This is a genomic window from Acinetobacter dispersus, from assembly GCF_009884975.1.
Taxonomy (GTDB): Bacteria; Pseudomonadota; Gammaproteobacteria; order Pseudomonadales; family Moraxellaceae; genus Acinetobacter; species Acinetobacter dispersus.
Genome location: NZ_CP041970.1, coordinates 2573731 through 2597614, shown reverse-complemented (window position 1 = coordinate 2597614; position 23884 = coordinate 2573731). Strand labels below are relative to the sequence as shown.

The following is a 23884-nucleotide window of genomic DNA, read 5'->3' as shown; positions in this document are numbered from 1 at the left end:
TAGTCAGGAAAAAGTATACATTACCGTGATGTAAATGAATTGTAAATTAATCATCTTTCATCGCAATAAAAAAGCCGATCAAATGTGATCGGCTTTTGATTTTTAGACGTTTTTGCTTAAGCGTTCTTATATTCCACCAAGATACGAAGCATACGGCGTAATGGCTCAGCAGCACCCCAAAGCAGTTGATCACCGACAGTGAATGCACCAAGATATTCTTTACCCATATTGAGCTTGCGTAAACGGCCAACAGGAACAGTTAAAGTCCCTGTGACTGCAACAGGAGTAAGATCAGTCATCGATGCTTCACGAGTATTCGGAACTACTTTTGCCCATTGGCTAGAGTTGCGAATCATGTCTTCGATTTCATCAAGTGGTACATCTTTTTTCAATTTCAATGTGATTGCTTGAGAGTGGCAACGCATTGCACCAATACGAACACAGTGACCATCAATTGGAACGATCTGTTGATTACCTAAAATCTTGTTGGTTTCAACCTGACCTTTCCATTCTTCTTTCGATTGACCGCTTTCAAGCTGTTTATCGATATAAGGAATCAATGAACCTGCCAATGGCACGCCAAAGTTTGCTTTAGGGAAGCCTTCACCACGTTGCAAGTCCGCAATTTGACGGTCAATATCAAGAATTGCAGATTTAGGGTCATCCAATAACGTTTTGGTATTGTTATACAAATAACCCATGCCAGTGATCAGTTCACGCATATTCTGCGCACCTGCACCAGACGCTGCTTGATAAGTCATTGAAGTCGCCCATTCCACTAAATTGTTTTGGAACAGTGAACCTAAGCCCATCAACATCAAGGAAACGGTACAGTTACCGCCAACAAAGGTTTTAGTGCCGTTAACTAAACCATCTTTGATCACATTTAAGTTGACTGGATCAAGAACGATAATCGCATCATCAGCCATACGCAAAGTTGATGCAGCATCAATCCAGTAGCCATCCCAGCCTTCAGCTTTGAGCTTTGGGAAAACTTCAGAAGTATAATCACCACCTTGGCAGGTTAAAATGACATCCATTTGCTTCAGACTGTTAATGTCTGTTGCATCCATAAGTGCTGGGGCAGTCTTACCACCAAATGAAGGTGCTTCGCCACCTGCATTACTGGTAGAGAAATAGAATGGCTCAATGTGAGCAAAATCATTCTCTTCAACCATACGTTGCATCAGGACAGAACCAACCATCCCACGCCAACCGACCAGACCTACTTTCATGTCATTGTGCCTCGGTATGTAAAAAAATTTAAAGGGGTTTGAGTGTATCAAAAGTGCCCACAACTGCAAGCTTTACCGAAATAAAACAGTGCGTTTATTGAGTGGAATAACTTGTTTATATTAGATAGAAAATTGATAAAGCGGCAACTTTATTGTAAATCTATGCTACTCCAAAGAGAAAAATGAACATGATATGGATTCAGATTTGTGCGGTACTGGTGATATGGCTTTCATTTTGGTCTTTGATTCCCAGAGATGAATGGTGGATTCGGGGTGCTGATTTTCCTAGATTACAAATTTTAGCACTGGGCATCATTACACTCGTTGCGATGTTATTTGGTCTATCTGACTGGACCTTAAGTACAGAGTTGCTTTTTCTAGGTTTGGTCGCTGCAGTTGCCTATCAATTAAAAATGGTTCTACCTTATACCCCGTTATGGCGAAAACAAGTCCAGAAAGTGAAAAAGGCACAATCCAAGCCTGAGCAACAAATTTCACTACTGGTTGCAAATGTCCTGACACCAAATCATAAATATCATCTATTACTTGCACAGATTGAGGCCCTAAAGCCTGATTTAGTGCTTACGCTTGAGTCGGATACTGCATGGCAACAAGCGTTGAGTAAGATTGAACAAGATTATCCATTTCGTGTCCCAGTACCTCTAGACAATCTATATGGGATGCATTTGTATAGTCGTTTAGCGCTCAATGATACAGAGGTTAAATTCATTCTGAGCGATGAGATTCCATCTATTCATACGGTTGTGACTTTACCATCAGGTGTACAGATTCAACTGTATTGTTTGCACCCCAAACCACCCAGCCCAACCGAAGCCAAAGACTCGACTTTAAGGGATGCAGAGTTATTAATTGTTGGGGATCAAATTAAAGATTTGGACCAGAGCTGCATTGTTATGGGGGATTTGAATGATGTGGCTTGGTCGAGAACAACGCGTTTATTCCAGCGGATTAGTGGTTTACTTGATCCACGAGTAGGTCGCTATTTTATGAATACCTTCCATGCAGATTATCCATTATTACGTTGGTCATTGGATCATATCTTTCATAGTACTGATTTTGGTTTAGTCGAAATGAAACGCTTATCTCATATTGGTTCAGATCACTTTCCAGTGTATGTGGTTTTACAAACAGGCCGTATTTTTGAACAACAGCAACAGGCATTGGAACTGACGGCTGAAGATGAGCAAGATGCTCAAGAAGCAATACAAGACGGAATAGAAAAGGCAGAGCAAGAGGAGAAACAGGTGACAGATTCTTTAGCACAACCACATAAGCAGCAATTGGAAAGTTAATCAGGTTTGATCGGGCGCAGAAAGAAATGGTTGATTCTAAAGTTTCGCTAATCAATGTACGTTATTTCGTACATAGATTTAAGTCTGCAACGAATAGTGCAACATCGGCAAAAGGTTTATTCTAAATACATCAGCACAGGGAAGCAGGAATGGAATTCCGATTAAGGATAGCAACGCTGAGATGGAAAAGTCATCATGGATATGATGCATGCGATGGACGCAGGATAATAAGAATATTGTGAAAGCACAACCTCATTTGCCCGAGTTTTGCAGGATGCAGAACTCGGGTTTTAATTTTTTTATATCTGTCAAATTTTAATCTGCTGTTTCACCACTTGGGATTTCAGGGACGCTTTCAATTGGCTCTTTTGTTCCAATCACTTTTGGAACATGCCGTTTATGAATAGGAATGACCATTTTTGCGGCATCACATTTTTTCCATACCGTATCAGCCTTTGGTAATTCTGTTTGATAAAAGGCGTTATAACTTACGATGAACGGAAGTTCAGTTGCTGCAAAGCTTAAGCTCAGTTCGTAGGTACGGGTTTCATATGGGCGAAGTAGTTGCAGTTCATCTTGTTCGGCGCCACATCTTAACGATTGTCCAAAGGCCATGGGGGTTTGGTCAAGCTGAAACTCAATCGGGCTGCATAGTGGAACCAGTTGATACACATAATTCGGTGTGGTGTTTTTAATCTCAATTTGTAATGGTGTGATGTTAATCTGTTGAATTTGACCGATTGGCAAAGCCTGTTTGGTTTCCCAATCGATCAAGCGCATGTTGCGTTGTATGCCCATACAGGTGTCTTGTGTTTCCTGTGGAACAGTGACCACATACTCATAGACTTCATCCTTATCACCAGTAGATGGGTTTGAAATTCCCCCTGTGTCACCACCAGGAAGTGGCTTCTGAGTGCCAGATCCACTTCCACCAAGACTGACATTGGCGACAGAAAAGTTTTCTCCACAAGCGGTCAAGTTAACCACAGAGATTAGAGAAACAAGGGGTAACAGTAAGCTTCTCATTGTTATTGATCCTTAAGAATATAAGGCACTTGTAGTTTTATCTGACTATCGTACTGGTAAACGCCAAATCGAAATTGATAATGTGCATCATCTTTTTCTTGGTCTTGTTCACAATGTTGGATCGCGGCATTTAAGAGTTGTTTTGCCATGTCTTGCCAAAGTTCGATACTTAACTGTCGAAGTGCTTCAACCGATTGGGCGGTTAATTTCTCCGCATGTACGGCTTGTTCGAGATGGGTAAAGGGTTTTTCACTAATAAAGTTATCTACGCCAGCAGCCAAATGATCACTGAGATTGGCTGAAAATAGGGCTTTACTTTCTTGCATTTGGTTATCTGGGGTAAAGCTATTTTGTTGCAGAATGACATTTTGCCCAGTTTGTTCAACAACACCTAAACGCTGTAATTCAAACAAGATTGAACGTGGATGTTTTTCTGTTGAAATATGCTTTACCAGCGCTTCAAAGCTATTTTCTTCACCAGAAATAGGGATTTGATGGGGCAGATCAAGCGCAATCCAACGCGCAATAACACGTGCAGGAACGCTAATGGCAAAATTGGGAGCTTCAGTGACCGTTTGATTGGCCTGTAATCTAAACGCACTGACATCTTTACGATGTAGTCCTGATAACAAACTTACTGCTGAATCAGTCTTATTCTGTTGGATTCGTTCTAATTCGACTAATGCTTGTTGATAAAAAATAGGTTTAAGTGCAGCAACGAAATCTGTATAGCCAACACCCGAATGAATCAGCCAACGTGCAATATGCTGCATCATTGGAAAGATACTTTCCAATGTTGTTTCCGCATCTTGTGGAATCACGCCTTGTAGATTAAGCCCAGATTGTTCGCTGCTTATCGTGACTCGTTCTGTTGGTTTTACCATTCAATCACCTTAACAATGGATTCGATATAAATTACTTAAGCGTAAGTTGGGATGGGGAAGGACGCTGCCCCACTATTGTCGATATTAAAATGAGTAAAAGAGACACTCATGGAAATATCTAAACTCTCGACACAATGCCACCAGCCGAGAGGGATAAACAAGGCTTCACCCTCATTGAGAATGCATTCGAGTTTACTGCTTTGAGCAAAGTCTGGAAATGATTCAAGTACATTGGGACAGTGAGGATCCGCAATTTTACTAAATACCGCAACATCATTATAGAGATGCGGTGTTTGTAACGCAGGGATCAGGGTTACTTTTTTCCGTCCATAAATTTGTACTAAAAAGTTATTGGTCAAATCATGGTGTAAGGGGGTAAAGGCACCTTTAGGGCCAAACCAGATGAAGCTACGCTCATACACCTGTGTATGGTCGGTATAACCATGAAAGTGATCAATATCTTGAAACAATGCAGCCAGACTGGATTGGCAGGCTTTGGCATTGTTCGCTGTCATATAAAAATTATTGGAGTGCTGAGTCTGTTCGATTAAATCGACGAAATCATTCATTCGCATTTTGGTCTTATGCTGGATTGAGTTGCGTTCGAATAAGGGATCTCGCTCACGATTGAATTGCACTTCAATTTCTTTGGTACCCACGATTTGTTTGAAATATTGCGGTGACCATTTTTGCAGAGCTGGCCAATGTTGGACGGCATCGGTCAAAATTACAGGTAAATTTCGGCTGTAATACTGTTGGATAAAATCTGCAAAATCAGGTTTTGAAATTCGCTTAATCTGCTGATATTCAGGATTTAAACGGGCAAAACGATCTAAAGTATGCAGCAGCCAATTACGTTTTTTGAGCAGGAAGTGCTGCTCTTCGGCGATTTGAAAATAAGGATGTTGCTTTAACTGTACCCATTCGAATGCAATATCGTTTTCATTCAATCCTTGCTTCATCAATGACTGATAAATCTCAGCTTTGCTTAAACCATCCAGTAGCATCTGAGCCAACCATTTTTTTTGTTCTGGTGTAAATGTACTGCTGAGTTGGGTTTGTTTTGTGGCTGCTGCCTGTTCAAGTTCTCGGTAGTGTTGCTCTTCAGCGTATATCGGAGCAGAAAAATCTTTATTTAGGTCAATTAAACCTTCACGCAACAGAATATTGGCTAAATCAATGGGAGCACAACCGCGCTCTAAATTTTCCTCTAACCATGCCTGCCATTCTTTCGGTAAAGCATTGAATTGTCTTGCTAAGTTTTCTTGAGCATCCATACCTTCCAACCATCAATAAAAAATGATTTTGACCTTTCGTTATTAATTTACGCATAAACATATTTGCACTCAAGCATAAAAGTGTTAAATTTTCACATACACAAATATGTGAAAAAATCACACAGAGGGTGATGCAATGAAAAATATATGGACTCAACTAGCACTTAGCGTAACTTGCGCAATCTTGGTGGGCTGTGGATCTGATAATGATTCAGATTCAACACCGACCCCAACACCTACCCCGACTCCAACACCTACCCCGACTCCAACGCCTACACCGACCCCGACTCCAACACCCACCCCGACTCCTACACCAACTCCAGTCGTGGCTGATCGTTTTGTGGGTTCATGGTTGGGTGGATTCTGCCATAAGGGAGCACGAACCAATTTAACAGTACATAAAGCGTCCGAAAACAGCGTTCGCTTTACCATTGAAACCCGTCAATTTGAAAAAGAGGATTGTACTGGTGCAGTCATTAAAAATTACGATGTTTCATCGGATGATGCACTGATTAGCGAGATTGCAGCGACTGAAACCAGCGGTACAACCACGGCAAATCGAGTGAAATATAGTGATCGCTATCGACCAAATGGAATTGCTTCAGCTTATGCCTTTAAAGGTGATGGCATGTGTGCAGTGAGTGAAACAGCGAATATCAAAGATATTCAAACTTATATGGATTCAGTCGATCCATCTAAAGTTGTCACTTGTTATACCCGTACCAATGTCGAAGGTTATAGCTTATTAAAACCGACTGTGAGTAAAGCAACAGCAAGTTATCGTCTACTCGATAATCAAGCGTCTTGGGCCAATTTCTTGGCGCAAGCCAATGAGCAGGGTAGTCAAGGTTTTGCCTTGGCGGGTACATCATTGGATGTAAAAAAAGCCAATAGTGATTTCCCTGAACCTAAAAACTTATATGTAAAAAATAATGCTTCAACCGATACCTATAGCTATAAAATTGCTGATATCACCACCAATGTGATTGCAAATAGATATGTGCTCAAATTAGCTGAAATGAAAAAGCAAGGTGAGTCTGGCTTTATTTATAAGTCGTTCTTGAGAGAGGATCCAAGCAATACCTATAAATATTTATTTGTGAAAAATGATAAGAAACCAGCAACCTATACTTATGACAATCGCTTTTTAACCAATAAAACCAGAGCAAGTATTCTTGCTGCATTTAATGAGCTCGGCGCACAAGGCTGTAAATTAATCTCTGCGGGTGAAGACTTCACAACCAATGGTACCAAGAATGATATGTATTACATCCCAACTTGTGTAAATAGCAGCGCCCATAATGGGACCTATAGCTATCGTTATTTTGACATGCCAAAAACGGAAGCAGGATTCTTTGAGGATAATCCAACCAAACTAGATGCGTTGCTAAAACAGCAAGCTGCAGAAGGTTATCATTTGATTGATAAAGATAATTCGATTGGATTTGGTGTGTTACAACAAGGCTATTTATTTGAACGCGATAGTGAAAGCACAGCCAGCATTGAATCAAAAGTCTTTAAAGAAGATGCGATTTATAAATTGGATTTACCGAGCGAAATTCAAAACCGTTTACAAGATCAAGGTAACTTGGGTTGGTTCATTAATGTTAAATTGGGTTCGGTGTATAGCAACACCCCTACTTATTTTGATTTAAGTACTGGGGTAATTTTCCCGAATTAATTGTGGTTATTGCTTTAGAAAAAGCCGCTTCATTGATTCATGAGGCGGCTTTTTTAGCTTAATAAATTTTGTCGTAACCTTCAGCACGGGTTTTAAAACGACGGTGGAACCACATCCATTGCGTAGGTGCGATACGAAGTTGAGCTTCAATAATCTGATTCACTCGGATCGCATCACTTACCTCATCTTCACTTGGCATATTGTCCACAATTGGTTCAATCAGCACTTTATATTGTGGATTGCGAACATCGCCATAACGGTAGAAATATAATGGAATCGCGACAGCTTTCGAAATTTTGAGTAAACGGCGATGTGCAGTGACGGTTGCAGCAGGAACACCAAAGAATGGAGCCATCACACCTTGTTTTAAACCAAAATCTTGATCTGGACTATACCAAATTGCACCACCGTCTTTTAGGCGACGAATCAAACCTCGCATGTCATCATGGTCAATTTGATGTTGATAAATGGTGGCACGACAGCGATAAATCAGCATATCCAACAGCGGATTGTTTTGTGGGCGATACACCACATCGGGTTCAAAATATTGAGAACAGATATAACCGCCTGCATCCAGTAAGGTACTGTGGGTCCCGAGTAATAATACGCCTTTACCTTGTGCTTTTGCATCGGTGATATGTTCTAAGCCTTCAATACTATGGCGGCCTTTAAACCATTTGGGGCAGTACCAAGCATTGAGGGTTTCAAATACACCAAGCATCATATCCACGAAAACTTGTTTTGCTTGAGCTTCAACTTCTGCGGGAGACCATTCCGGAAAACACAACTCTAAATTTCGAAGTGTGGTTTTACGGCGTGATTTAAGCAATTGCCAACATAAAGCGGCTAGACCATGTGCCAAGCGCCATTGAATAGCCCACGGGAGAATCGCCAATAGCATAAGAAAGAGAATGGCGATCCAAATTTTCCAGTATTTGGGTAATAGAAATTTCCATTGAAATTCGCCAGGGATATAAGACTGATTTTGACTCATAAACTTAGTAAAGAGAATAACGTTGAATTTCAGAGCAGTGTAACATGAAGTGAGTTTGGCAACTTTAAATGTAAAATAAAACTAAAGCTGTTTTTATCGTTCACGATCTCTTATATAACACACTGAGAAGGGGAGTCTTTTGAAAAGTATCAGAATAATCAAAGGGGATATTACCCAAATCGAGGTAGATGCAATTGTTAATGCAGCCAATACTTCACTATTAGGTGGTGGAGGTGTAGATGGTGCGATTCATCGTCGTGGTGGCGCAGCGATTTTGGCAGATTGTCAAAAGATCCGTGCCAAGCAAGGTGGTTGTGCGGTTGGCGAAGCGGTCATGACCACGGCTGGAAATCTGCCTGCTAAATATGTCATCCATACGGTTGGACCGACTTGGGTAGATGGGCAGCATAAGGAAGAGAGACTATTGGAAAGTGCCTATCGCAATAGTTTTAAATTAGCAGAAGAGATGAAACTACAAAGTCTTGCATTTCCCAATATTTCAACGGGGATTTATCGCTTTCCGAAACAGCTAGCCGCACAGATCGCCTTAAAGACCATTGCTGAACAACTAAGTAAGGGAATATGTGTACAACAGGTTGTTTTTATTTGTTTTGATGATGAAAATTTTAATATTTACCAGAAATTTAAAGAAGATTTTAATTTGAACTGAATTGAGTATCTGAGGTAGGAGCATTTACCCTCGAAAGGATAAATGCTCAATCAACTTAGTTGCCTTTAGACATATTTTCTAAAATGTCCCAGCGTTCCAATTTTTCTAGCAATACTTCTTCAATTTCTGCTAGGCGTTGGCTGGCTGCAGTTGCGGCATTGGCATCTGAAACAAACCAAGACCCATCAGCTAATTTTTCTGATAATTCTGCTTGTTCAGTTTCCAGTTTTTCAATCTCAGCAGGCAATTGTTCAAGCTCACGCTGGTCTTTATAACTGAGTTTTACCTTTTTAGGTGCTGCAGCCGCTTCTGCTTTGGCTTGCGCTTTTTTTACATCACTTTTCTGATCAACCACCTTTTGATCTGGGCGCTGTTCCAGATAGTCTTGATAGCCACCGATGTATTCATCAATGTTACCTTTACCATCGAATACCCATGTCGAAGTCACGACATTGTCCATAAAGGCACGGTCATGCGAGATCAACAGCAACGTACCTTTATAGTCAGACAACATTTCCTCAAGTAGCTCAAGTGTCACCATATCTAAGTCATTGGTTGGCTCATCCATCACGATTAAATTCGATGGTTTGAGCAATAATTTTGCTAATAAGATACGGTTTCTCTCACCTCCAGATAGGGCTTTAACTGGGGTACGCGCACGTTCTGGTGAGAATAAAAAGTCTTGTAAATAGCTATAAATATGACGGCGGTTACCATTCACATCAACAAAATCAGAACCTTCTGAAACGTTGGCCATGACGGTTTTTTCAAGATCTAAGGCATTACGCAATTGGTCAAAATAAGCAACTTCGAGTTGTGTGCCTGTTTTCACAGAACCACCGTGCTCAATCTCACCTAAAATCGCTTTAATCAAAGTGGTTTTACCGACACCGTTGTCACCGACCAAACCAATACGATCACCGCGTAGCACGATAGCAGAGAAATCTCTGATCAGTGGTTGTTGGCCATAGCTGACACTGAGATGTTCAATTTCAAATACCAGCTTACCAGAGCGATTGGCTTCTTGCGTTGCCATACTGACTTTGCCTTGTTGTGAACGACGTGCTTTAGATTGTTCACGTAAGTCTTGCAACGCACGGACACGACCTTCGTTACGGGTACGACGTGCTTTAATGCCTTGACGAATCCAAGCTTCTTCTTCAGCTAACTTTTTATCAAATAAAGCATTCTGCTTTTCTTCTGCTTCCATTTGTTGTGCTTTGAGATCGAGATAGCGAGAATAGTTACCTTCGTAGCTACGCAAAATACCACGATCAAGCTCAACAATACGGGTCGCAATGCTGTCAACAAATGAACGGTCATGCGAAATAAACAGCAGGGTCAGGTTATTTTGATCCAATAAAAACTTTTCTAACCATTCGATACTTTCGACGTCTAAATGGTTGGTTGGTTCGTCGAGTAACAATACATCAGGTTGAGTGAGTAGGGCACGTGCCAATAACACACGACGTTTACGACCACCCGATAAATCCGCTAGATCTGCGTTAGGATCAAGTCCCATTTTACTGAGAATCGAGTTGACCTTATTTTCTAATGCCCAACCATCCAACTGATCCAGTTTGTGCTGTAGCATGCCCATGCGGTCGCAAGCTTCCATATCACCTAATACGCAGGCATCACTGGCTTCGTGATATTCTTTCAATACAATAGACGCTTCGCCTGCACCATCGGCAACGATGTCCGCAACTTTGCCTGAGTCCATTGGAACGTCTTGGGCTAACATTGAAACAGTTAAACCATTTTGAATTGAAACTTCACCGTTATCTGGTAACAAGCTTCCCTCAATCAGTTTTAATAAAGTAGACTTACCTTCTCCATTACGACCAATTAAACAGACTCGCTCGCCACGTTCTAGGTTGAAGTTCGCGCCGTCGAGTAAGGCAGGTCCGCCAAATGCGAGATGGACATCCCTTAAAGTAATATAGGCCATAATGTTTCCTAAAAGTTCAGATGAGGTCTGAAATGACTAAACCACAAAATTTTGATAATCACGCGTCATTCTCCGCACCCATTGAAGATTTGCAAGTCCGAATTGCATTTTTAGATGATTTAGTTGAACAATTGAATCAGCAACTTGCAATTCAAACGCAGGAAATTGCTGATTTAAAAAAACAAATGCAATTTTTATATCGTCGGATTGAATCTTCAGATTTATCGGAAGGAATTGCAGCTTTTGATCCGATAAATGATAAACCACCGCATTATTAATAAATCTTGCAGCAATGCCGAGTGGCATGACTGCAAGATCTAGGTTGTATAATTGCATTTAAAAACCATGCAGGACAATTTTTCCTTTGGTCGTGCCACTTTCGATTTGTTGATGTACACGTTTTAGGTTTTCTGCATTGATTGGCGAAAGTACCTGACTCACTGTGGTTTTAATCTTTCCTTCATCAACTAAGCTTGCAACTTGATTCAAAAGTTGGCTCTGTTGGATCATATCTTCGGTCTGATACATAGAGCGTGTGAACATAAACTCCCAGTGAACCGAAACAGACTTTGATTTAAAGGGCTTAATGTCGAGTTGCTCTGGGTCATCAATTAAACCGAAATGGCCTTGTGCTGCGATCAGTTCTGCAATATCAGCGAGATGCTGATCGGTTTGCGTGGTTGAAAATACATATACAGGCGCATTTAAGCCGAGCTGCTGAATTTGTGGAGCTAAAGCTTGGTGATGGTCTAGGACATAATCAGCACCCAACTGTTTTACCCATTCAGACGTTTCTGGTCGAGATGCGGTACTGATGACGGTTAGATTGGTTAATTGTTTGAGCAATTGAATGGTGATTGAACCCACTCCACCTGCACCGCCAATGACAAGGATCGAAGTGTGCTCAGCGGCAGCTCGAGGAACTTGTAATCGATCAAACAGCATTTCCCATGCGGTAATGGCGGTTAAAGGTAGTGCTGCTGCTTCGCTAGCATCGAGTGACTTAGGTTTATGTCCGACAATACGCTCGTCAACCAATTGTAATTCACTATTACTGCCTTGTCGGTTGAGTGCACCTGCATACCAGACGTGGTCACCAATTTTGAATTGAGTGACGTGTTTGCCAATCGCCTCAACGACACCCACTGCATCCCAGCCCAGAATTTTCCATTGCTGATCTTCTGCACTTTTATTGTTCCGAATTTTGGTATCGACTGGATTGACCGAAACAGCTTGCACACGAACGAGTAAATCATGTCCATGTGCAATAGGTGAGTCGATCTCAATGTCTACAAGCGCATTGTCTAAACGAATTGCACCTGCCTTTTGATATGCCACAGCTTTCATGGTTTTGCTTCCACTTGATTGGAATCTCAGCATAACTTAAGCTTAATTTTAGTGACTACAGACAAATAACGCTCATAGTGTCAAAAAGGATACTGTAAAATGGCAAAAATGCGACATTCGAGTTTTGATTGTTCTCCAGGCTGTTCCGTCGAAGCCGCGATCAGTTTGATTGATGGAAAATGGAAATGTGTCATTCTCTGGCATTTATTTAATGAAGGTACCTTACGATTTAATGAAATCCGTAAGCGTGTACCGAGTATTACCCAGAGAATGCTCACCAATCAGCTACGCGAATTAGAACAAGATGGCATTTTGCATCGAGAGGTCTATCCTCAGGTTCCTCCAAAAGTTGAATATTGTTTAACTGATTTAGGTCGTAGTCTGGAACAGATTATTGTTGCATTAAAGAATTGGGGCGATGCACATCTTGATCAATTCGGAAAATTAACCTTGATCGAATAAAGTAAGCGCGTTAAAAGCATTTGGCATTTTAGGTGTTCGATAGTCTGAAAATAGATGCTTTAAAGGGTGCTGTTGGATACAAGATTATTTTTTACGTTGTAACTTGCCTTTTGGATTCAACTTATGTAACGCTAATAAAAGAAAGTTTTGGACTACTTTATGAGTAATATTGGAATTTGGATCACGGTTGCGATTGTACTGTTTGTACTTGGCTCGATTTTTGGCTTGCGTGTCAGTCCACGAGAAAAGGCATTGGGTATGATGCGTGATCAGGCGCGCAAAATGGGATTGCATCCGCGTTTAATCGTTGCGCCAGAATGGACCAAGATTCCAATGGCATCGGAAAAACGTGCCAGTATGGTGGCTTATTACAGTGTGTTGATTCCAGATGCTCGTTTGGCGTTAATGCGCGCGCGGGTGGTGGATGGCAAGCTTCAGGTTGTGCAAGGGGATCAGAAATTTAATGATTTAACCATTGCATTAAAAGGAGTTTATGCTATTGATATGCAGGCAAACTGTGTCGGACTGTATTGGGATGAAGAAACTGACCTAAGAGCCACACAGCTTGAACAGATAAAAACTTATTTACATGATTTAGCACAGCGCTAACTCTCTGATTGATCATAGGAAAAACGATTTATTATGGCGAATACTCCACGCTCTGCTTCAGAAAGCACAGCAGCTTCCGCATCTGCTGCAAAGAAACGTGCCTTAGTGATTGTGGAGTCGCCTGCAAAAGCGAAAACAATTAATAAATATTTGGGTTCACAATATGTGGTGAAGTCATCTGTCGGTCATGTGCGTGATTTACCGACAGGAGGCGGGGCGAAATCCACTGAAAAGAAGCCCGCAACCCGTGCTAAATTAACGGATCAACAGAAAGCCGAAAAAGCACAGTCTGCACTGATCAATCGTATGGGGGTCGATCCAGAGCATGATTGGATTGCACACTATGAAGTGCTCCCAGGCAAAGAACATGTGGTTGCCGAACTAAAAAAACTCGCCAAAGATGCAGATGCAATCTATCTCGCAACGGATTTGGATAGAGAAGGGGAAGCAATTGCTTGGCATTTAAGAGAAGTGATAGGTGGGGATGATAGTCGCTACCATCGTGTGGTCTTTAACGAAATTACCAAGAATGCCATTCAAGAAGCATTTAAACAGCCAACACGACTTGATTTAAACCGCGTTAATGCTCAACAAGCGCGTCGTTTCCTCGACCGTGTGGTGGGCTTTATGGTGTCGCCATTACTATGGGAAAAGATTGCCCGTGGTTTATCGGCAGGACGCGTGCAGTCCGTTGCTGTGAAACTGGTGGTTGAACGTGAACGTGAAATCCGTGCATTTATTCCGGAAGAATACTGGCAAGTTTTTGCAGATACCATTTCTAAGAAAGAAGACATACGCTTAGAAGCGGTTAAGCAAGCAGGTAAAACACTTAAACTCAAAAATAAAGCCGAAACTGATGCCTTACTCAGTGTATTAAAAGATGCTGAATATAAAGTTGCATTGCGTGAAGATAAGCCGACCAAAGTTAATCCGAGTGCACCGTATATCACTTCAACCTTACAACAAGCAGCGAGTACGCGTCTAGGTTTCTCTGTAAAGAAAACCATGATGCTGGCACAGCGTTTGTATGAAGGTGGTTTTATTACCTATATGCGTACCGACTCAACCTTTTTGAGTGATGACGCTGTGAATATGGTGCGTAACCATATTCAACAAAATTTTGGTGAAAAATATGTCCCTGCCAAGCCAAATCGCTATGGCAATAAAGCGGGTGCGCAAGAAGCCCACGAAGCAATCCGTCCTTCAGATGTTGGTTTGACTGGCGATAAACTGGCGGGTGTAGAGCGTGATGCACAGCGTTTATATGATTTGATTTGGCGTCAATTTGTTGCCTGTCAAATGACACCAGCAGAATATTTATCTTCAACGTTGACTGTTGAAGCGTCAAATGTTGAGTTAAAGGCGAAAGGCCGTACGCTGGTATTTGATGGTTTTACCCGTGTTCGTGGTGCCAATAAATCTGATGATGATATTTTATTGCCTGCGGTGAAAGTTGGCGAAGTACTTAAGTTGGAAAAACTTGATCCGAGTCAGCATTTTACCAAGCCACCTGCACGCTTTACTGAAGCGTCTTTGGTGAAAGAATTAGAGAAGAAAGGGATTGGTCGTCCATCGACTTATGCTGCGATTATTTCAACTATTCAAGAACGTGGTTATGTAAAACTGGAAAACCGTCGTCTCTTTGCAGAGAAGATGGGTGAGATCGTTACAGACCGTTTGGATGAAAGTTTTAATAACCTGATGAATTATGCCTTTACTGCTGATTTAGAAGGTCAATTAGACCGTGTTGCAATGGGTGAGCGTAATTGGAAAGAGTTACTGGATACCTTCTATGGTGATTTCAAGAAACGTTTGACCAATGCGCAGGGTGAAAGCGGCATGCGCCGTAATCAGCCAGTCGAAGTTGCCGATGTCTCTTGTCCTGAATGTTCGCGTCCAATGCAAGTTCGTACAGGAACAACAGGTGTATTCTTGGGGTGTTCAGGTTATAACCTACCACCGAAAGAGCGTTGTAAAGGCACACTCAACTTAACACCAGTTGAGTCTTTGGCGGCATTGTCGGATGATGATGGTGCTGAAACAGCTGATTTGATGTCGAAACACCGTTGTCCTAAATGCGGTACAGCAATGGACAGTTATGTAGTCGATGGTGGTCGTAAATTGCATGTTTGTGGTAATAACCCAGATTGTGATGGTTACGAAGTCGAAGAAGGCGAATTCAAGATTAAGGGCTATGACGGTCCAACCATTCCATGTGATAAATGTGATGGTGAAATGCAGTTAAAGACAGGTCGTTTTGGCCCTTACTTTGCCTGCTCAAGTTGTGACAATACCCGTAAAGTATTAAAGAGCGGTCAACCAGCGCCGCCGCGTGTTGATCCAATCAAAATGGAACACTTACGTTCAGCCAAGCATGATGATTTCTTCGTGTTACGTGATGGTGCAGCAGGTCTGTTCTTAGCAGCTAGCAAATTTCCGAAAATTCGTGAAACGCGCGCACCAAAAGTCGCTGAATTACGCAGTGTTGCTGAGCAGCTTGATCCGAAATACCAGTTCTTGTTAGAAGCTCCGGATGTCGATCCTGAAGGTAATCCAACGGTAGTGAAATTCAGCCGTAAGAACCAAGCACAGTATGTGGGTTCTGAGACCGCTGAAGGCAAGCAAACCAAGTGGAGTCTAGTTTTCCAAGATGGGAAATGGGTAGAAGCTTAAACATTAAAGTTTAAAAAAATGCTGGCGATTGCTGGCATTTTTTATAGCATAAAGAAAAACAATAATGACTTTTGGTTGGGGGAGAAGTTCATGTGGAAAAATATCCGAGTTGCATGTTTATTGCTCGTGTTGTTAATCGTTGCGATCAATGCTTATCGTGATCAAAATCAGGATTGGAATCAGCCGATTAATGTACTGTTGCATCCGATTAATGCCGATGCTTTGCCTACAACAGAGCAGTATATTCAACAATTGCAGCAAGATGATTTTACTGAGGTAAAACAGTATCTGGAAAAAAATAGCCAGCAATATCGAGGACAAAGCAGCTACTTTATGATCCAGATTGGGCGGGAATTGCAACAAGCACCACCGAAGATGTCTGAGCAGCCGAGTATTCTGAATAATATTCTATGGAGTCTCAAGTTTCGCTTTTATGCATGGAAGCAGCATCAGTCTTCAGATGGTTCACCGAGTTTAACTCTATATTTGAATTTCTATGACCCAAAGCAAACACGTGAGTTAAAACACTCGACTGCATTGGAGCGTGGACGCATTGGTTCAGTCAATTTATTTGCCTCAGCCAAACAGACAGAACAGAACAATGTGGTATTGGTACATGAGCTATTGCATGGTTTTGGCGCGACCGATAAATATAACTTAGCCAATGGTGAACCTATTTTCCCGATTGGCTATGCACAGGCAGATAAACAGCCGCTCTATCCACAAACTGAAGCTGAAATTATGGGAGGACGTATTCCTCTATCGGAACACAAAAGTAAAATGCCAAACGATTTAGAGCAGACGGTAATAAGTGTACTTACTGCCCAAGAAATAGGCTGGATCAAATAAATTGTGGATAAGTTTCGACTTATCCAGAGATGGGCGTTGGTGATTAGAATCATGGCCTAGATAGAGAATGACAGAATAAAATATGAGTTTTCCTGACATTAAATCATTAATTATCAACATGCCTTATACAGAACTGAGCGGAAAATTCGCTCAAAATGTAGATATAACATTGATGATAAAAGAGTAAATAATGATGAAAACAGTGGGTAACGATCTGATTCGCAATCAGCTACACGCTGATCGTAAATGGTATCTGTTATTGGGCGTGTTATTGGTTATTTTTGGTCTTGTTCTTTTAGCAGCTTTACCATTTGCAACATTATCTGCCGTGTTGTTGTTCGGTGTGTTGATGATGTTGGGTGGTATCTTGCATTTTGTTGCCGCATTTATGGTGTTTAAAGGGGGTACACGTTGGTTGTGGGCCTTGTTTGGTGTGCTGTATTTGGCAGCGGGTTACTTTGCGTTTACTACACCTGTGATTACCGCGGTGGTGCTCACCAGTTTCTTGGCGATTGCATTAATTATTGCGGGGATTATTCGTAGCGTAAATGCCTTTATTCTACGACCAATTTCAGGCTGGGGGTGGGTACTCTTTTCTGGCATATTAACCTTGCTTACAGGTATTCTCATTCTTTCATCACCTGATTCACCATTCTGGGTCTTAGGGATGTTCCTTGCGATTGATATTTTGTTCCAAGGGATTAATTACTTAACTTTTGCTGGTGCAATTAAACAGTTACCACATAGCTCAACCACAGTTTAAGCGATCAAGTTAAAACTAAGAGCATGTAATACACATGCTCTTTTTGTTTTTGTAGCAGAAAACATCTCGACTGCTTTAGTCTGTTAAAATAGCAGTTCATTTCTAACTGACCAATTGTATGACGCTTGCCAAGCTAATTGATGAACTGAACCCACAACAAAAACAAGCAGCCACAACGACAGCACAAAATTGTCTAGTCTTGGCAGGAGCTGGTTGTGGTAAAACCAAAACCATCGTGGCAAGAGCAGCATACTTAATTGATCAGGGTTTAGCTGCACAACAAATTCAGATTCTGACCTTTACCCGACGTTCAGCAAGTGAAATCGTGACACGTGTTGAACAGCATATGGGCGTACAGGCCAAAGGTTTACGTGCATCAACCTTTCATACATTTTGTATGTATCTATTGCGCCGTAATCCACGTGCTTTTGGGCTGAGCCAATTCAGTATTATTGATCGAGATGATCAGTTGCTGATGTTTCGCTTATTGCGTGGTAAAGATAAGGGCAATGTGTTGCCGAAAGCTGCGGAGTTGTGCGATCTGTATTCTTATGCACGGAATACCAAAACCAAATTGTCAGATGCATTGGTTGAGCAGCTACCCCAAGCGGTTGAGTATAAAGCTCAAATTGCTGAATTGATGAAAGCCTATGAGCAACGCAAGCAAGAACGTAATTTTCTGGATTATGATGACATCCTATCTATTGTTGCCGTGCATTTGCAAAGTTCACCAGAGTTAGTGAAGTGGGTCACTGGTTTTTGTTCTGCCTTATTGGTTGATGAAATGCAGGATACCAATCCACTGCAATGGGCTTTGCTTCAGCCTTTAGTTGGCAAGGTGAAACTATTTTGCGTAGGGGATGATGCACAATCCATTTATGGCTTTCGTGGCGCAGATTTTGAAAATATTCATCATTTTAAAGAACGTGTACCTGATGCAGACGTGCTGACTTTGGAAATGAATTATCGTTCGACCCAAGGTATTTTAGATTTATCCAATTGGCTGCTGGAGCAGAGCCAAATTGAATATGATAAGCATCTACAGGCCTATCGAGGCAAAGGGTTAAAGCCACAACTGCATATCTTGAGCAATGAGTTTGAAGAAGCCAACTGGATTATTCAGGATTTGAGTCGCCGTCATATGCAAGGTGCGGCTTGGGCAGAACATATGGTGTTGCTGCGCTCAGGTTTTAGTGGGCGTTATTTGGAAGGTGCTTTGATTGCAGCCAATATCCCTTATCGTTTTGTTGGTGGGGTAAAACTGCTTGAGTCTGCACATGTTAAAGACGTATTGAGCTTACTTCGGGTCAGCGTTAACCCGCAGGATGATTTAGCCTGGATGCGTTTCCTGACGCTTTGGGATGGCGTGGGCGATGTGGGTGCAAGTAAGTTGGCGCAAGAGCTGATTCAACTACCTGATATCGAAGCCCGTTGCCAACGTTTAGAGCGGCATGGCAAAGTACCACAACAGGCGATTTTAATTTTGATGCAACTGGATGTATTGCAGCAGCATGTTGAAGCTTGTATTGGCCTCGCACTGGATGCGCTAAATGAACAGCTGGAAAATAATTATAAAACTAAAGATTGGTCACGCCGTGTTAAAGACTTTGATTTGGTCAAGCAATTGGCACGTAAGCACAGTGCTCTTGGGGAGTTCTTAGAGGAATATGTACTTGATCCAATTTCTATCTCAGAAATTGATAAAACACCTGACCAAGATTTAGTGACGCTGATTACAATCCATTCTGCCAAAGGCGCAGAACAAAAAGTCTGTTATGTCCCACATGTTTCTCCGAATCAATATCCTCATGCACGTGCACAAGGCGATTTTGATGATGTGGAGGAGGAGCGTCGTGTGCTGTATGTGGCCTTAACACGTGCAGAAGATGAATTGATTTTGACCAAACAGAATTTAAATTTATGGTCACAAGATCAATATGATGAGCTAGGAAGAAAAATAGAAAGTTACTTCCTCAATGATTTACCTCAACATTTAGTTGATGTTCAGATTCATCGAGATATTCCACGTGGCTATGGTCAAAGCAATCGTTCTCGCACGACTGCAATCAATTTAGGTTTTGGGATTGATTTCGATTAAACTAGGCAGATTCAATTTATTTTGATTCATTGATTCTACAATGAATCATCTTTTAGGTTTTAGCATGAAAATTTTAGTTCGTAATTTAGACCGTAATGTGACTGATGCGGAAATTCTCGACTTATTCAAAGCATATGGAAAAGTTGAGTCTTGTGTCGTGGTCAAAGACGAAGCAACGGGTAAATCGAAAGGTTTTGGTTTTGTTGAAATGCCAAATCCACGTGAAGCGATTAAAGCAATTAAAGGTTTAAATACCTTGAAAGTAAAAAGCCAAGGTATTCGTGTCAAAGCTGCGGATGATAAAGCTTAATTATCAATGTTAAAGCAATATACTGCTTTATCAATTGTTGCACCAAATGCTGAGCGAATAGCGAAGAAAATAAAAACTCTTGAAGTTCGCTCATGGCAACCTGAAATGTTGCCATTGAAAGATTTGATAATTGTAGAGAATCAAAACTTTCTTTTGAGTGATGGGGATAAAGACGTTGGTTTTGCAGTTGCATTGGTGGATATTGAATCAGTGCATCCATGGCGATCTGATGAAGTTGACGCAGCTTGTGCGACGTATTGGGCTGAAGGATATTTTGCTTAGGTTCTTGGTAATATTCGTCCGATTGATCCACCGATTCAAATCATTGCCAAACGAAAACTCTATCTGCTTGAGTTGGACATTGGATAACTTATCCTACCGTTATTTACCCCAAGTTGAACCCCAGCCCTGACAAGGGTTCGAAAAATATTGATAGATATTAATCATTTCTTGCTGGTCGATCAGACCATTGTGATTAAGATCTAAGGCTTTAAAGATTTTTATTCTTTTGGAATCAATTGTGAGGACCTGTTTTTGCCAAGCAACGGGTTGGCCTCGTAAATGGATCAGTTTTTTCCATTCGTTTTGATCGATCATTTGATCATGGTTTACATCATAATCTGCATAGAGCTTTTCCCAGTCTAATCCTGCTGGCTCACAGCTATAGGTGGTTGGCATGACCATACAGCATATTAAGCTCAGTATGGCTTGTTGAATATGACGCATGGGTAGGCTCAAAAGATATTGATTTTATCATTAAAGCATTTAATCTTAGGTAGGGTCTATTGATATTTCAGCTGTACCTCTGAGCAAGAGTAAAGCACTGCTTTGATCGCAGCGCAATCAGCGTTATTGCTCGTAAGGTGTAATCTCAATAGTCCCTAAACCAAGCGAAAGGATCTTGAAGGAAAATATTATGTCCCGTGTTGCTCGTTATCATGCAGATCGTACCAATCAAAAACTGTATTTTGCTCGTCTTGCATGTCAACAAGCGGAGCAAACTGAGCATATTCAGCAGGCACAGGCTTATCGCGAAGCTGCGGTTTTCCATTTGCATGGTGCACTTTTAGCTTTCTTGCAGGAACTGGTGCGTTATTACCGTCTCAATGATTTACAGCCGACCTTTAAATCGATTGAAGAGCATATGGCAGATAAAGGGCAGGTTTCACCTGAGGTTCTAGTTTTGCAGCAATTGGCTAAAGATGGTTTTGTGGCAGAATTAAAGCGTGCGTACCGTATGTGTCAATATGCACCTGAGCCAACAGCACCTGAACCTGAAAATGAGACGTCCTCAAATCTGATCATCAAGGTCACTCAAAGCCCGCAGGCTTGGTTGCCCGATGCCAAAATTTTACGTGAGTGGCATCGTGAATTGAGTCATTTAATTGATGGTTTCCGTAATGAAATGGTTGAGTTCTAAGTCGAATGTTTAAAGCGACTTGAAATCTATGCAAACAGTACTTATATAAATAAGACGTGAGCGCAAAATACTTTGCCACCATGTTGAAGCATGGAGAAAATTTATGTCAATGCAACAGTTAAAAGAATTATTTGGTAATCAAGAAGCAGTTCTTGAGTTGGTCCAACTCGAGGGTGGTGAGCTAGCTTTGCGCAATGCGGGTTCTGAAAATGAGCCTTTAGTTAAGATACAGTTTAGTGATGAGGTCAAAGCCATACTTGGCGATCAAACAGCAACTGTCGCACAGCACATGATTCAAGCGGCTTTGTTTGGTCTGTTAGAAAAGCAGATGAATGAGTGGCAAGCCGAAGTCGTCGATGAGCAACCTCAACACTTGAGTTAATCCCCAAAAATAAAAAAGCGTACTTTAAGTACGCTTTTTTATTTTTGAACATATTTAGTGAGCTTCGGATTGATGCGCCAGTTCGATTTGACTGAGAATATGATGGCTCATATTTTTTGCCATTTCTTCTTTGGCGTAGAACACTTCACCAATATTTTCTTCGCGTATCACCACAGCTTCTTCTTTACTCTCTGCGCAAATAAGGACCTGAATTTCAGGATTTAGCTGTTTTGAAATGTCCACGATACGATGAATGTCTAAAATATCCATCGGTGAAATGACTAGCAAACGGGCATGTTGAATATGTGCCTGAATCAATACATTGGGTTCCGTCGCTTCACCACTGACCGCGGCAATGCCTTGGCTACGTAGTTTTTCAACAATTTCACGATTTTCTTCTGCAATCACGACTTTGATATTTTGTTGCATCAGATTTTCGCTAATACGGCGGCCGACGCCACCATAACCGATAATCACCACCTGATCACGCAGATAAGCTTGATCTACCTCATCTGGCAACATTGCCAGTGGGTCACCACTACGTTCTAACATACGGGCCAAATGCGAGCGCTCACGAATCCAGCGTTGCACAGGCTCAATCGCAGAGAACACAAACGAGTTGAGGGTAATCGAGAACAGTGCCCCTGCAAGAATCAGATTTTGTGCATCAGGTGTGAGTAAACCGAGGGATAAGCCAAGTGTCGCCAAGATGAAGGAGAACTCACCAATTTGCGCCAAACTTGCACCTACCGTTAAGGCGGTATTAATTGGATAGCGGAAGAATAGCACCAGAGCCATAGCAGCTAAGGTCTTACCCACCATGATAATGGCAACAACAGCCAGAATACGTAACGGCTCTTCAACCAAAATACTTGGATCAAACAGCATGCCGACAGAAACGAAAAATAGAATCGAGAAGATTTCACGTAAGGGGAGAGTTTCTTCTTCCGCGCGGTGACTAAAGTCAGATTCTTTTACCACCATACCCGCAAAGAATGCGCCAAGTGCCATTGATACGCCAAATACGGCATAAGAGCCATAAGCAATCGAAACTGCAGCAGCCACAACAGTCAGTGTGAACAGTTCACGAGAACCTAAACGTGCGACAAACTGCATAATCATTGGCACAAGACGTTTACCAATAATCAGCATGAATGCAATAAAGCCTGTGACTTTAAGTAGAGTAATGCCGATGGTCATCCAAATGCTTTGCGAGGTATCTGTCCCAGGTAATGCTTGTCCACCGAGTAATACTGCTGTTGCAGGTAAAAGTACCAAGGCCAAGACCATCACAAGGTCTTCAACCAAGAGCCAACCTACGGCAATTTTTCCGTTCACTGAGTCCAGTAAGCCGCGATCTCCCAAAGCCTTGAGTAATACCACAGTACTCGCACAAGATAAGCTTAAACCGAAGATCAGTGCTGAACCAAAACTCCACCCCCAAAACATGGAGACAGCAATACCAAGCAAGGTTGCCACGGCGATCTGCAAAATTGCACCAGGTAAGGCAATACGGCGAACTTGCAGTAAATCTTTGAGGGAGAAATGCATCCCCACACCGAACATCAAAAACATCACCCCAAGTTCGGCAAGCTGATTGGCAAGTTGAATATCACCAACCACGCCAGGCGTATTTGGACTAATAATAATGCCTGCAACTAAATAGCCAATTAGAGGAGGGAGGCGTAAACGTGCTGCGATATAGCCAAAAATAAGGGCCATACCAAAACCAACAGCAAGTAATATAATTAAATCAACATCATGTGGCATCGAGACTCCTTAATCGTTGCGGTTAAGGTAGAAATAAGTGAGCATAAAACATGCCAAGAAAACAGCGAATAAAGTGTAACAAGTAAAATCGAATTTGTTGATGACAATTTTTTTAATTATCAAAAAAAATCATGTAAGTCTTTTATGCATTTCATTTAATCAAAATACAT

Annotated in this window: 22 protein-coding genes and 1 pseudogene; 14 read left to right on the top strand and 9 right to left on the bottom strand. The window is 41.6% G+C overall.

Annotation, left to right across the window (positions count from 1 at the left end):
• Window positions 1-116 precede the first annotated feature (116 nt).
• Window positions 117-1235, bottom strand: coding sequence for an aspartate-semialdehyde dehydrogenase (gene asd / locus FPL17_RS11885; protein ID WP_005210320.1), 1119 nt, complete (start codon window positions 1233-1235; stop codon window positions 117-119).
• A 188-nt stretch (window positions 1236-1423) separates the two neighbouring features.
• Here asd and FPL17_RS11880 point away from each other — a divergent pair, with 188 nt between their 5' ends.
• Window positions 1424-2548 carry an endonuclease/exonuclease/phosphatase family protein gene (locus FPL17_RS11880; protein WP_159886850.1) on the top strand — a complete coding sequence of 375 codons (1125 nt, stop codon included), beginning with the start codon at window positions 1424-1426 and terminating at the stop codon, window positions 2546-2548.
• Window positions 2549-2863: 315 nt separating this feature from the next.
• Here the strand turns inward: FPL17_RS11880 and FPL17_RS11875 are convergent, their stop codons facing one another.
• From FPL17_RS11875 to FPL17_RS11865, 3 genes are read right to left on the bottom strand one after another with little or no spacing between them, the layout of a single operon-like run.
• Entirely contained in the window at window positions 2864-3574 is a 711-nt protein-coding gene (locus tag FPL17_RS11875; protein WP_159885239.1) for a hypothetical protein, read from the bottom strand.
• A gap of 2 nt (window positions 3575-3576) precedes the next feature.
• Window positions 3577-4458: a DUF6502 family protein gene (locus tag FPL17_RS11870; protein ID WP_159885237.1), complete on the bottom strand. Its 882-nt coding sequence runs from the start codon at window positions 4456-4458 to the stop codon at window positions 3577-3579.
• A 35-nt stretch (window positions 4459-4493) separates the two neighbouring features.
• Window positions 4494-5735 carry a cupin-like domain-containing protein gene (locus FPL17_RS11865; RefSeq protein WP_159885235.1) on the bottom strand — a complete coding sequence of 414 codons (1242 nt, stop codon included), beginning with the start codon at window positions 5733-5735 and terminating at the stop codon, window positions 4494-4496.
• 136 nt (window positions 5736-5871) lie between these two features.
• On the opposite strand from FPL17_RS11865, the gene FPL17_RS11855 reads away from it, so the two are divergent.
• Complete coding sequence (locus FPL17_RS11855) at window positions 5872-7416, top strand: PT dipeptide repeat lipoprotein (RefSeq protein ID WP_167515366.1); 1545 nt, start codon at window positions 5872-5874, stop codon at window positions 7414-7416.
• Between the two features lie 58 nt (window positions 7417-7474).
• Here the strand turns inward: FPL17_RS11855 and FPL17_RS11850 are convergent, their stop codons facing one another.
• On the bottom strand, window positions 7475-8410 hold the full coding sequence (locus tag FPL17_RS11850) for an LpxL/LpxP family acyltransferase (protein WP_151715510.1): 936 nt from the start codon (window positions 8408-8410) through the stop codon (window positions 7475-7477).
• Window positions 8411-8549: 139 nt separating this feature from the next.
• Here FPL17_RS11850 and FPL17_RS11845 point away from each other — a divergent pair, with 139 nt between their 5' ends.
• Window positions 8550-9080, top strand: a complete 531-nt coding sequence (locus tag FPL17_RS11845; protein ID WP_159885229.1) for an O-acetyl-ADP-ribose deacetylase — start codon at window positions 8550-8552, stop codon at window positions 9078-9080.
• A gap of 55 nt (window positions 9081-9135) precedes the next feature.
• On the opposite strand, the gene FPL17_RS11840 is transcribed toward FPL17_RS11845, so the two are convergent.
• The gene (locus tag FPL17_RS11840) at window positions 9136-11031 is read right to left on the bottom strand and encodes an ATP-binding cassette domain-containing protein (protein ID WP_159885227.1); all 1896 of its coding nucleotides are present in this window, start codon (window positions 11029-11031) and stop codon (window positions 9136-9138) included.
• A 32-nt stretch (window positions 11032-11063) separates the two neighbouring features.
• On the opposite strand from FPL17_RS11840, the gene FPL17_RS11835 reads away from it, so the two are divergent.
• Entirely contained in the window at window positions 11064-11309 is a 246-nt protein-coding gene (locus FPL17_RS11835) for a SlyX family protein (RefSeq protein WP_159885225.1), read from the top strand.
• Between the two features lie 58 nt (window positions 11310-11367).
• Here FPL17_RS11835 and FPL17_RS11830 read toward each other — a convergent pair whose 3' ends face one another.
• On the bottom strand, window positions 11368-12378 hold the full coding sequence (locus FPL17_RS11830) for a zinc-binding alcohol dehydrogenase family protein (protein ID WP_159885223.1): 1011 nt from the start codon (window positions 12376-12378) through the stop codon (window positions 11368-11370).
• Window positions 12379-12477: 99 nt separating this feature from the next.
• Here FPL17_RS11830 and FPL17_RS11825 point away from each other — a divergent pair, with 99 nt between their 5' ends.
• The 8 genes and pseudogenes from FPL17_RS11825 (at window position 12478) to FPL17_RS11790 (ending at window position 20511) form a co-directional block, all read left to right on the top strand.
• Entirely contained in the window at window positions 12478-12840 is a 363-nt protein-coding gene (locus FPL17_RS11825) for a winged helix-turn-helix transcriptional regulator (protein ID WP_005192219.1), read from the top strand.
• Between the two features lie 159 nt (window positions 12841-12999).
• Entirely contained in the window at window positions 13000-13449 is a 450-nt protein-coding gene (locus FPL17_RS11820) for a hypothetical protein (protein ID WP_005192222.1), read from the top strand.
• Between the two features lie 33 nt (window positions 13450-13482).
• Window positions 13483-16122: a type I DNA topoisomerase gene (topA, locus tag FPL17_RS11815; RefSeq protein ID WP_016164983.1), complete on the top strand. Its 2640-nt coding sequence runs from the start codon at window positions 13483-13485 to the stop codon at window positions 16120-16122.
• 90 nt (window positions 16123-16212) lie between these two features.
• Window positions 16213-16971, top strand: coding sequence for a hypothetical protein (locus FPL17_RS11810; protein WP_159885221.1), 759 nt, complete (start codon window positions 16213-16215; stop codon window positions 16969-16971).
• 190 nt (window positions 16972-17161) lie between these two features.
• Window positions 17162-17734 carry an HdeD family acid-resistance protein gene (locus tag FPL17_RS11805; protein WP_005155139.1) on the top strand — a complete coding sequence of 191 codons (573 nt, stop codon included), beginning with the start codon at window positions 17162-17164 and terminating at the stop codon, window positions 17732-17734.
• A 118-nt stretch (window positions 17735-17852) separates the two neighbouring features.
• On the top strand, window positions 17853-19832 hold the full coding sequence (locus FPL17_RS11800) for an ATP-dependent helicase (protein ID WP_159885219.1): 1980 nt from the start codon (window positions 17853-17855) through the stop codon (window positions 19830-19832).
• 64 nt (window positions 19833-19896) lie between these two features.
• Entirely contained in the window at window positions 19897-20142 is a 246-nt protein-coding gene (locus tag FPL17_RS11795) for an RNA recognition motif domain-containing protein (RefSeq protein WP_004802550.1), read from the top strand.
• A gap of 6 nt (window positions 20143-20148) precedes the next feature.
• Window positions 20149-20511 (top strand): annotated as a pseudogene (locus FPL17_RS11790) (ASCH domain-containing protein).
• Between the two features lie 12 nt (window positions 20512-20523).
• Here the strand turns inward: FPL17_RS11790 and FPL17_RS11785 are convergent.
• Window positions 20524-20868, bottom strand: coding sequence for an EF-hand domain-containing protein (locus tag FPL17_RS11785; RefSeq protein WP_159885217.1), 345 nt, complete (start codon window positions 20866-20868; stop codon window positions 20524-20526).
• A gap of 190 nt (window positions 20869-21058) precedes the next feature.
• Between FPL17_RS11785 and FPL17_RS11780 the strand changes: the two genes are divergently transcribed.
• Together FPL17_RS11780 and FPL17_RS11775 are read left to right on the top strand one after the other, a co-directional pair.
• Entirely contained in the window at window positions 21059-21562 is a 504-nt protein-coding gene (locus FPL17_RS11780; protein ID WP_005192240.1) for a DUF6586 family protein, read from the top strand.
• Window positions 21563-21665: 103 nt separating this feature from the next.
• Entirely contained in the window at window positions 21666-21944 is a 279-nt protein-coding gene (locus FPL17_RS11775; RefSeq protein ID WP_004802556.1) for a hypothetical protein, read from the top strand.
• Between the two features lie 54 nt (window positions 21945-21998).
• Here the strand turns inward: FPL17_RS11775 and FPL17_RS11770 are convergent, their stop codons facing one another.
• A complete protein-coding gene (locus tag FPL17_RS11770; protein ID WP_005192246.1) occupies window positions 21999-23714 on the bottom strand; it encodes a cation:proton antiporter in 1716 nt (571 codons plus the stop codon).
• Window positions 23715-23884 lie beyond the last annotated feature (170 nt).

What these genes read in the sequence shown, in the direction of transcription:
- FPL17_RS11785 (WP_159885217.1), bottom strand. Translation starts at nt 20,868, where the DNA reads ATGCGTCATATTCAACAAGCCATACTGAGCTTAATATGCTGTATGGTC.
- topA (WP_016164983.1), top strand. Translation starts at nt 13,483, where the DNA reads ATGGCGAATACTCCACGCTCTGCTTCAGAAAGCACAGCAGCTTCCGCA.
- FPL17_RS11805 (WP_005155139.1), top strand. Translation starts at nt 17,162, where the DNA reads ATGATGAAAACAGTGGGTAACGATCTGATTCGCAATCAGCTACACGCT.
- FPL17_RS11775 (WP_004802556.1), top strand. Translation starts at nt 21,666, where the DNA reads ATGTCAATGCAACAGTTAAAAGAATTATTTGGTAATCAAGAAGCAGTT.
- FPL17_RS11870 (WP_159885237.1), bottom strand. Translation starts at nt 4,458, where the DNA reads ATGGTAAAACCAACAGAACGAGTCACGATAAGCAGCGAACAATCTGGG.
- FPL17_RS11865 (WP_159885235.1), bottom strand. Translation starts at nt 5,735, where the DNA reads ATGGATGCTCAAGAAAACTTAGCAAGACAATTCAATGCTTTACCGAAA.
- FPL17_RS11855 (WP_167515366.1), top strand. Translation starts at nt 5,872, where the DNA reads ATGAAAAATATATGGACTCAACTAGCACTTAGCGTAACTTGCGCAATC.
- FPL17_RS11820 (WP_005192222.1), top strand. Translation starts at nt 13,000, where the DNA reads ATGAGTAATATTGGAATTTGGATCACGGTTGCGATTGTACTGTTTGTA.
- FPL17_RS11780 (WP_005192240.1), top strand. Translation starts at nt 21,059, where the DNA reads ATGTCCCGTGTTGCTCGTTATCATGCAGATCGTACCAATCAAAAACTG.
- FPL17_RS11835 (WP_159885225.1), top strand. Translation starts at nt 11,064, where the DNA reads ATGACTAAACCACAAAATTTTGATAATCACGCGTCATTCTCCGCACCC.
- FPL17_RS11795 (WP_004802550.1), top strand. Translation starts at nt 19,897, where the DNA reads ATGAAAATTTTAGTTCGTAATTTAGACCGTAATGTGACTGATGCGGAA.
- FPL17_RS11825 (WP_005192219.1), top strand. Translation starts at nt 12,478, where the DNA reads ATGGCAAAAATGCGACATTCGAGTTTTGATTGTTCTCCAGGCTGTTCC.
- FPL17_RS11830 (WP_159885223.1), bottom strand. Translation starts at nt 12,378, where the DNA reads ATGAAAGCTGTGGCATATCAAAAGGCAGGTGCAATTCGTTTAGACAAT.
- asd (WP_005210320.1), bottom strand. Translation starts at nt 1,235, where the DNA reads ATGAAAGTAGGTCTGGTCGGTTGGCGTGGGATGGTTGGTTCTGTCCTG.
- FPL17_RS11875 (WP_159885239.1), bottom strand. Translation starts at nt 3,574, where the DNA reads ATGAGAAGCTTACTGTTACCCCTTGTTTCTCTAATCTCTGTGGTTAAC.
- FPL17_RS11800 (WP_159885219.1), top strand. Translation starts at nt 17,853, where the DNA reads ATGACGCTTGCCAAGCTAATTGATGAACTGAACCCACAACAAAAACAA.
- FPL17_RS11770 (WP_005192246.1), bottom strand. Translation starts at nt 23,714, where the DNA reads ATGCCACATGATGTTGATTTAATTATATTACTTGCTGTTGGTTTTGGT.
- FPL17_RS11850 (WP_151715510.1), bottom strand. Translation starts at nt 8,410, where the DNA reads ATGAGTCAAAATCAGTCTTATATCCCTGGCGAATTTCAATGGAAATTT.
- FPL17_RS11880 (WP_159886850.1), top strand. Translation starts at nt 1,424, where the DNA reads ATGATATGGATTCAGATTTGTGCGGTACTGGTGATATGGCTTTCATTT.
- FPL17_RS11810 (WP_159885221.1), top strand. Translation starts at nt 16,213, where the DNA reads ATGTGGAAAAATATCCGAGTTGCATGTTTATTGCTCGTGTTGTTAATC.
- FPL17_RS11840 (WP_159885227.1), bottom strand. Translation starts at nt 11,031, where the DNA reads ATGGCCTATATTACTTTAAGGGATGTCCATCTCGCATTTGGCGGACCT.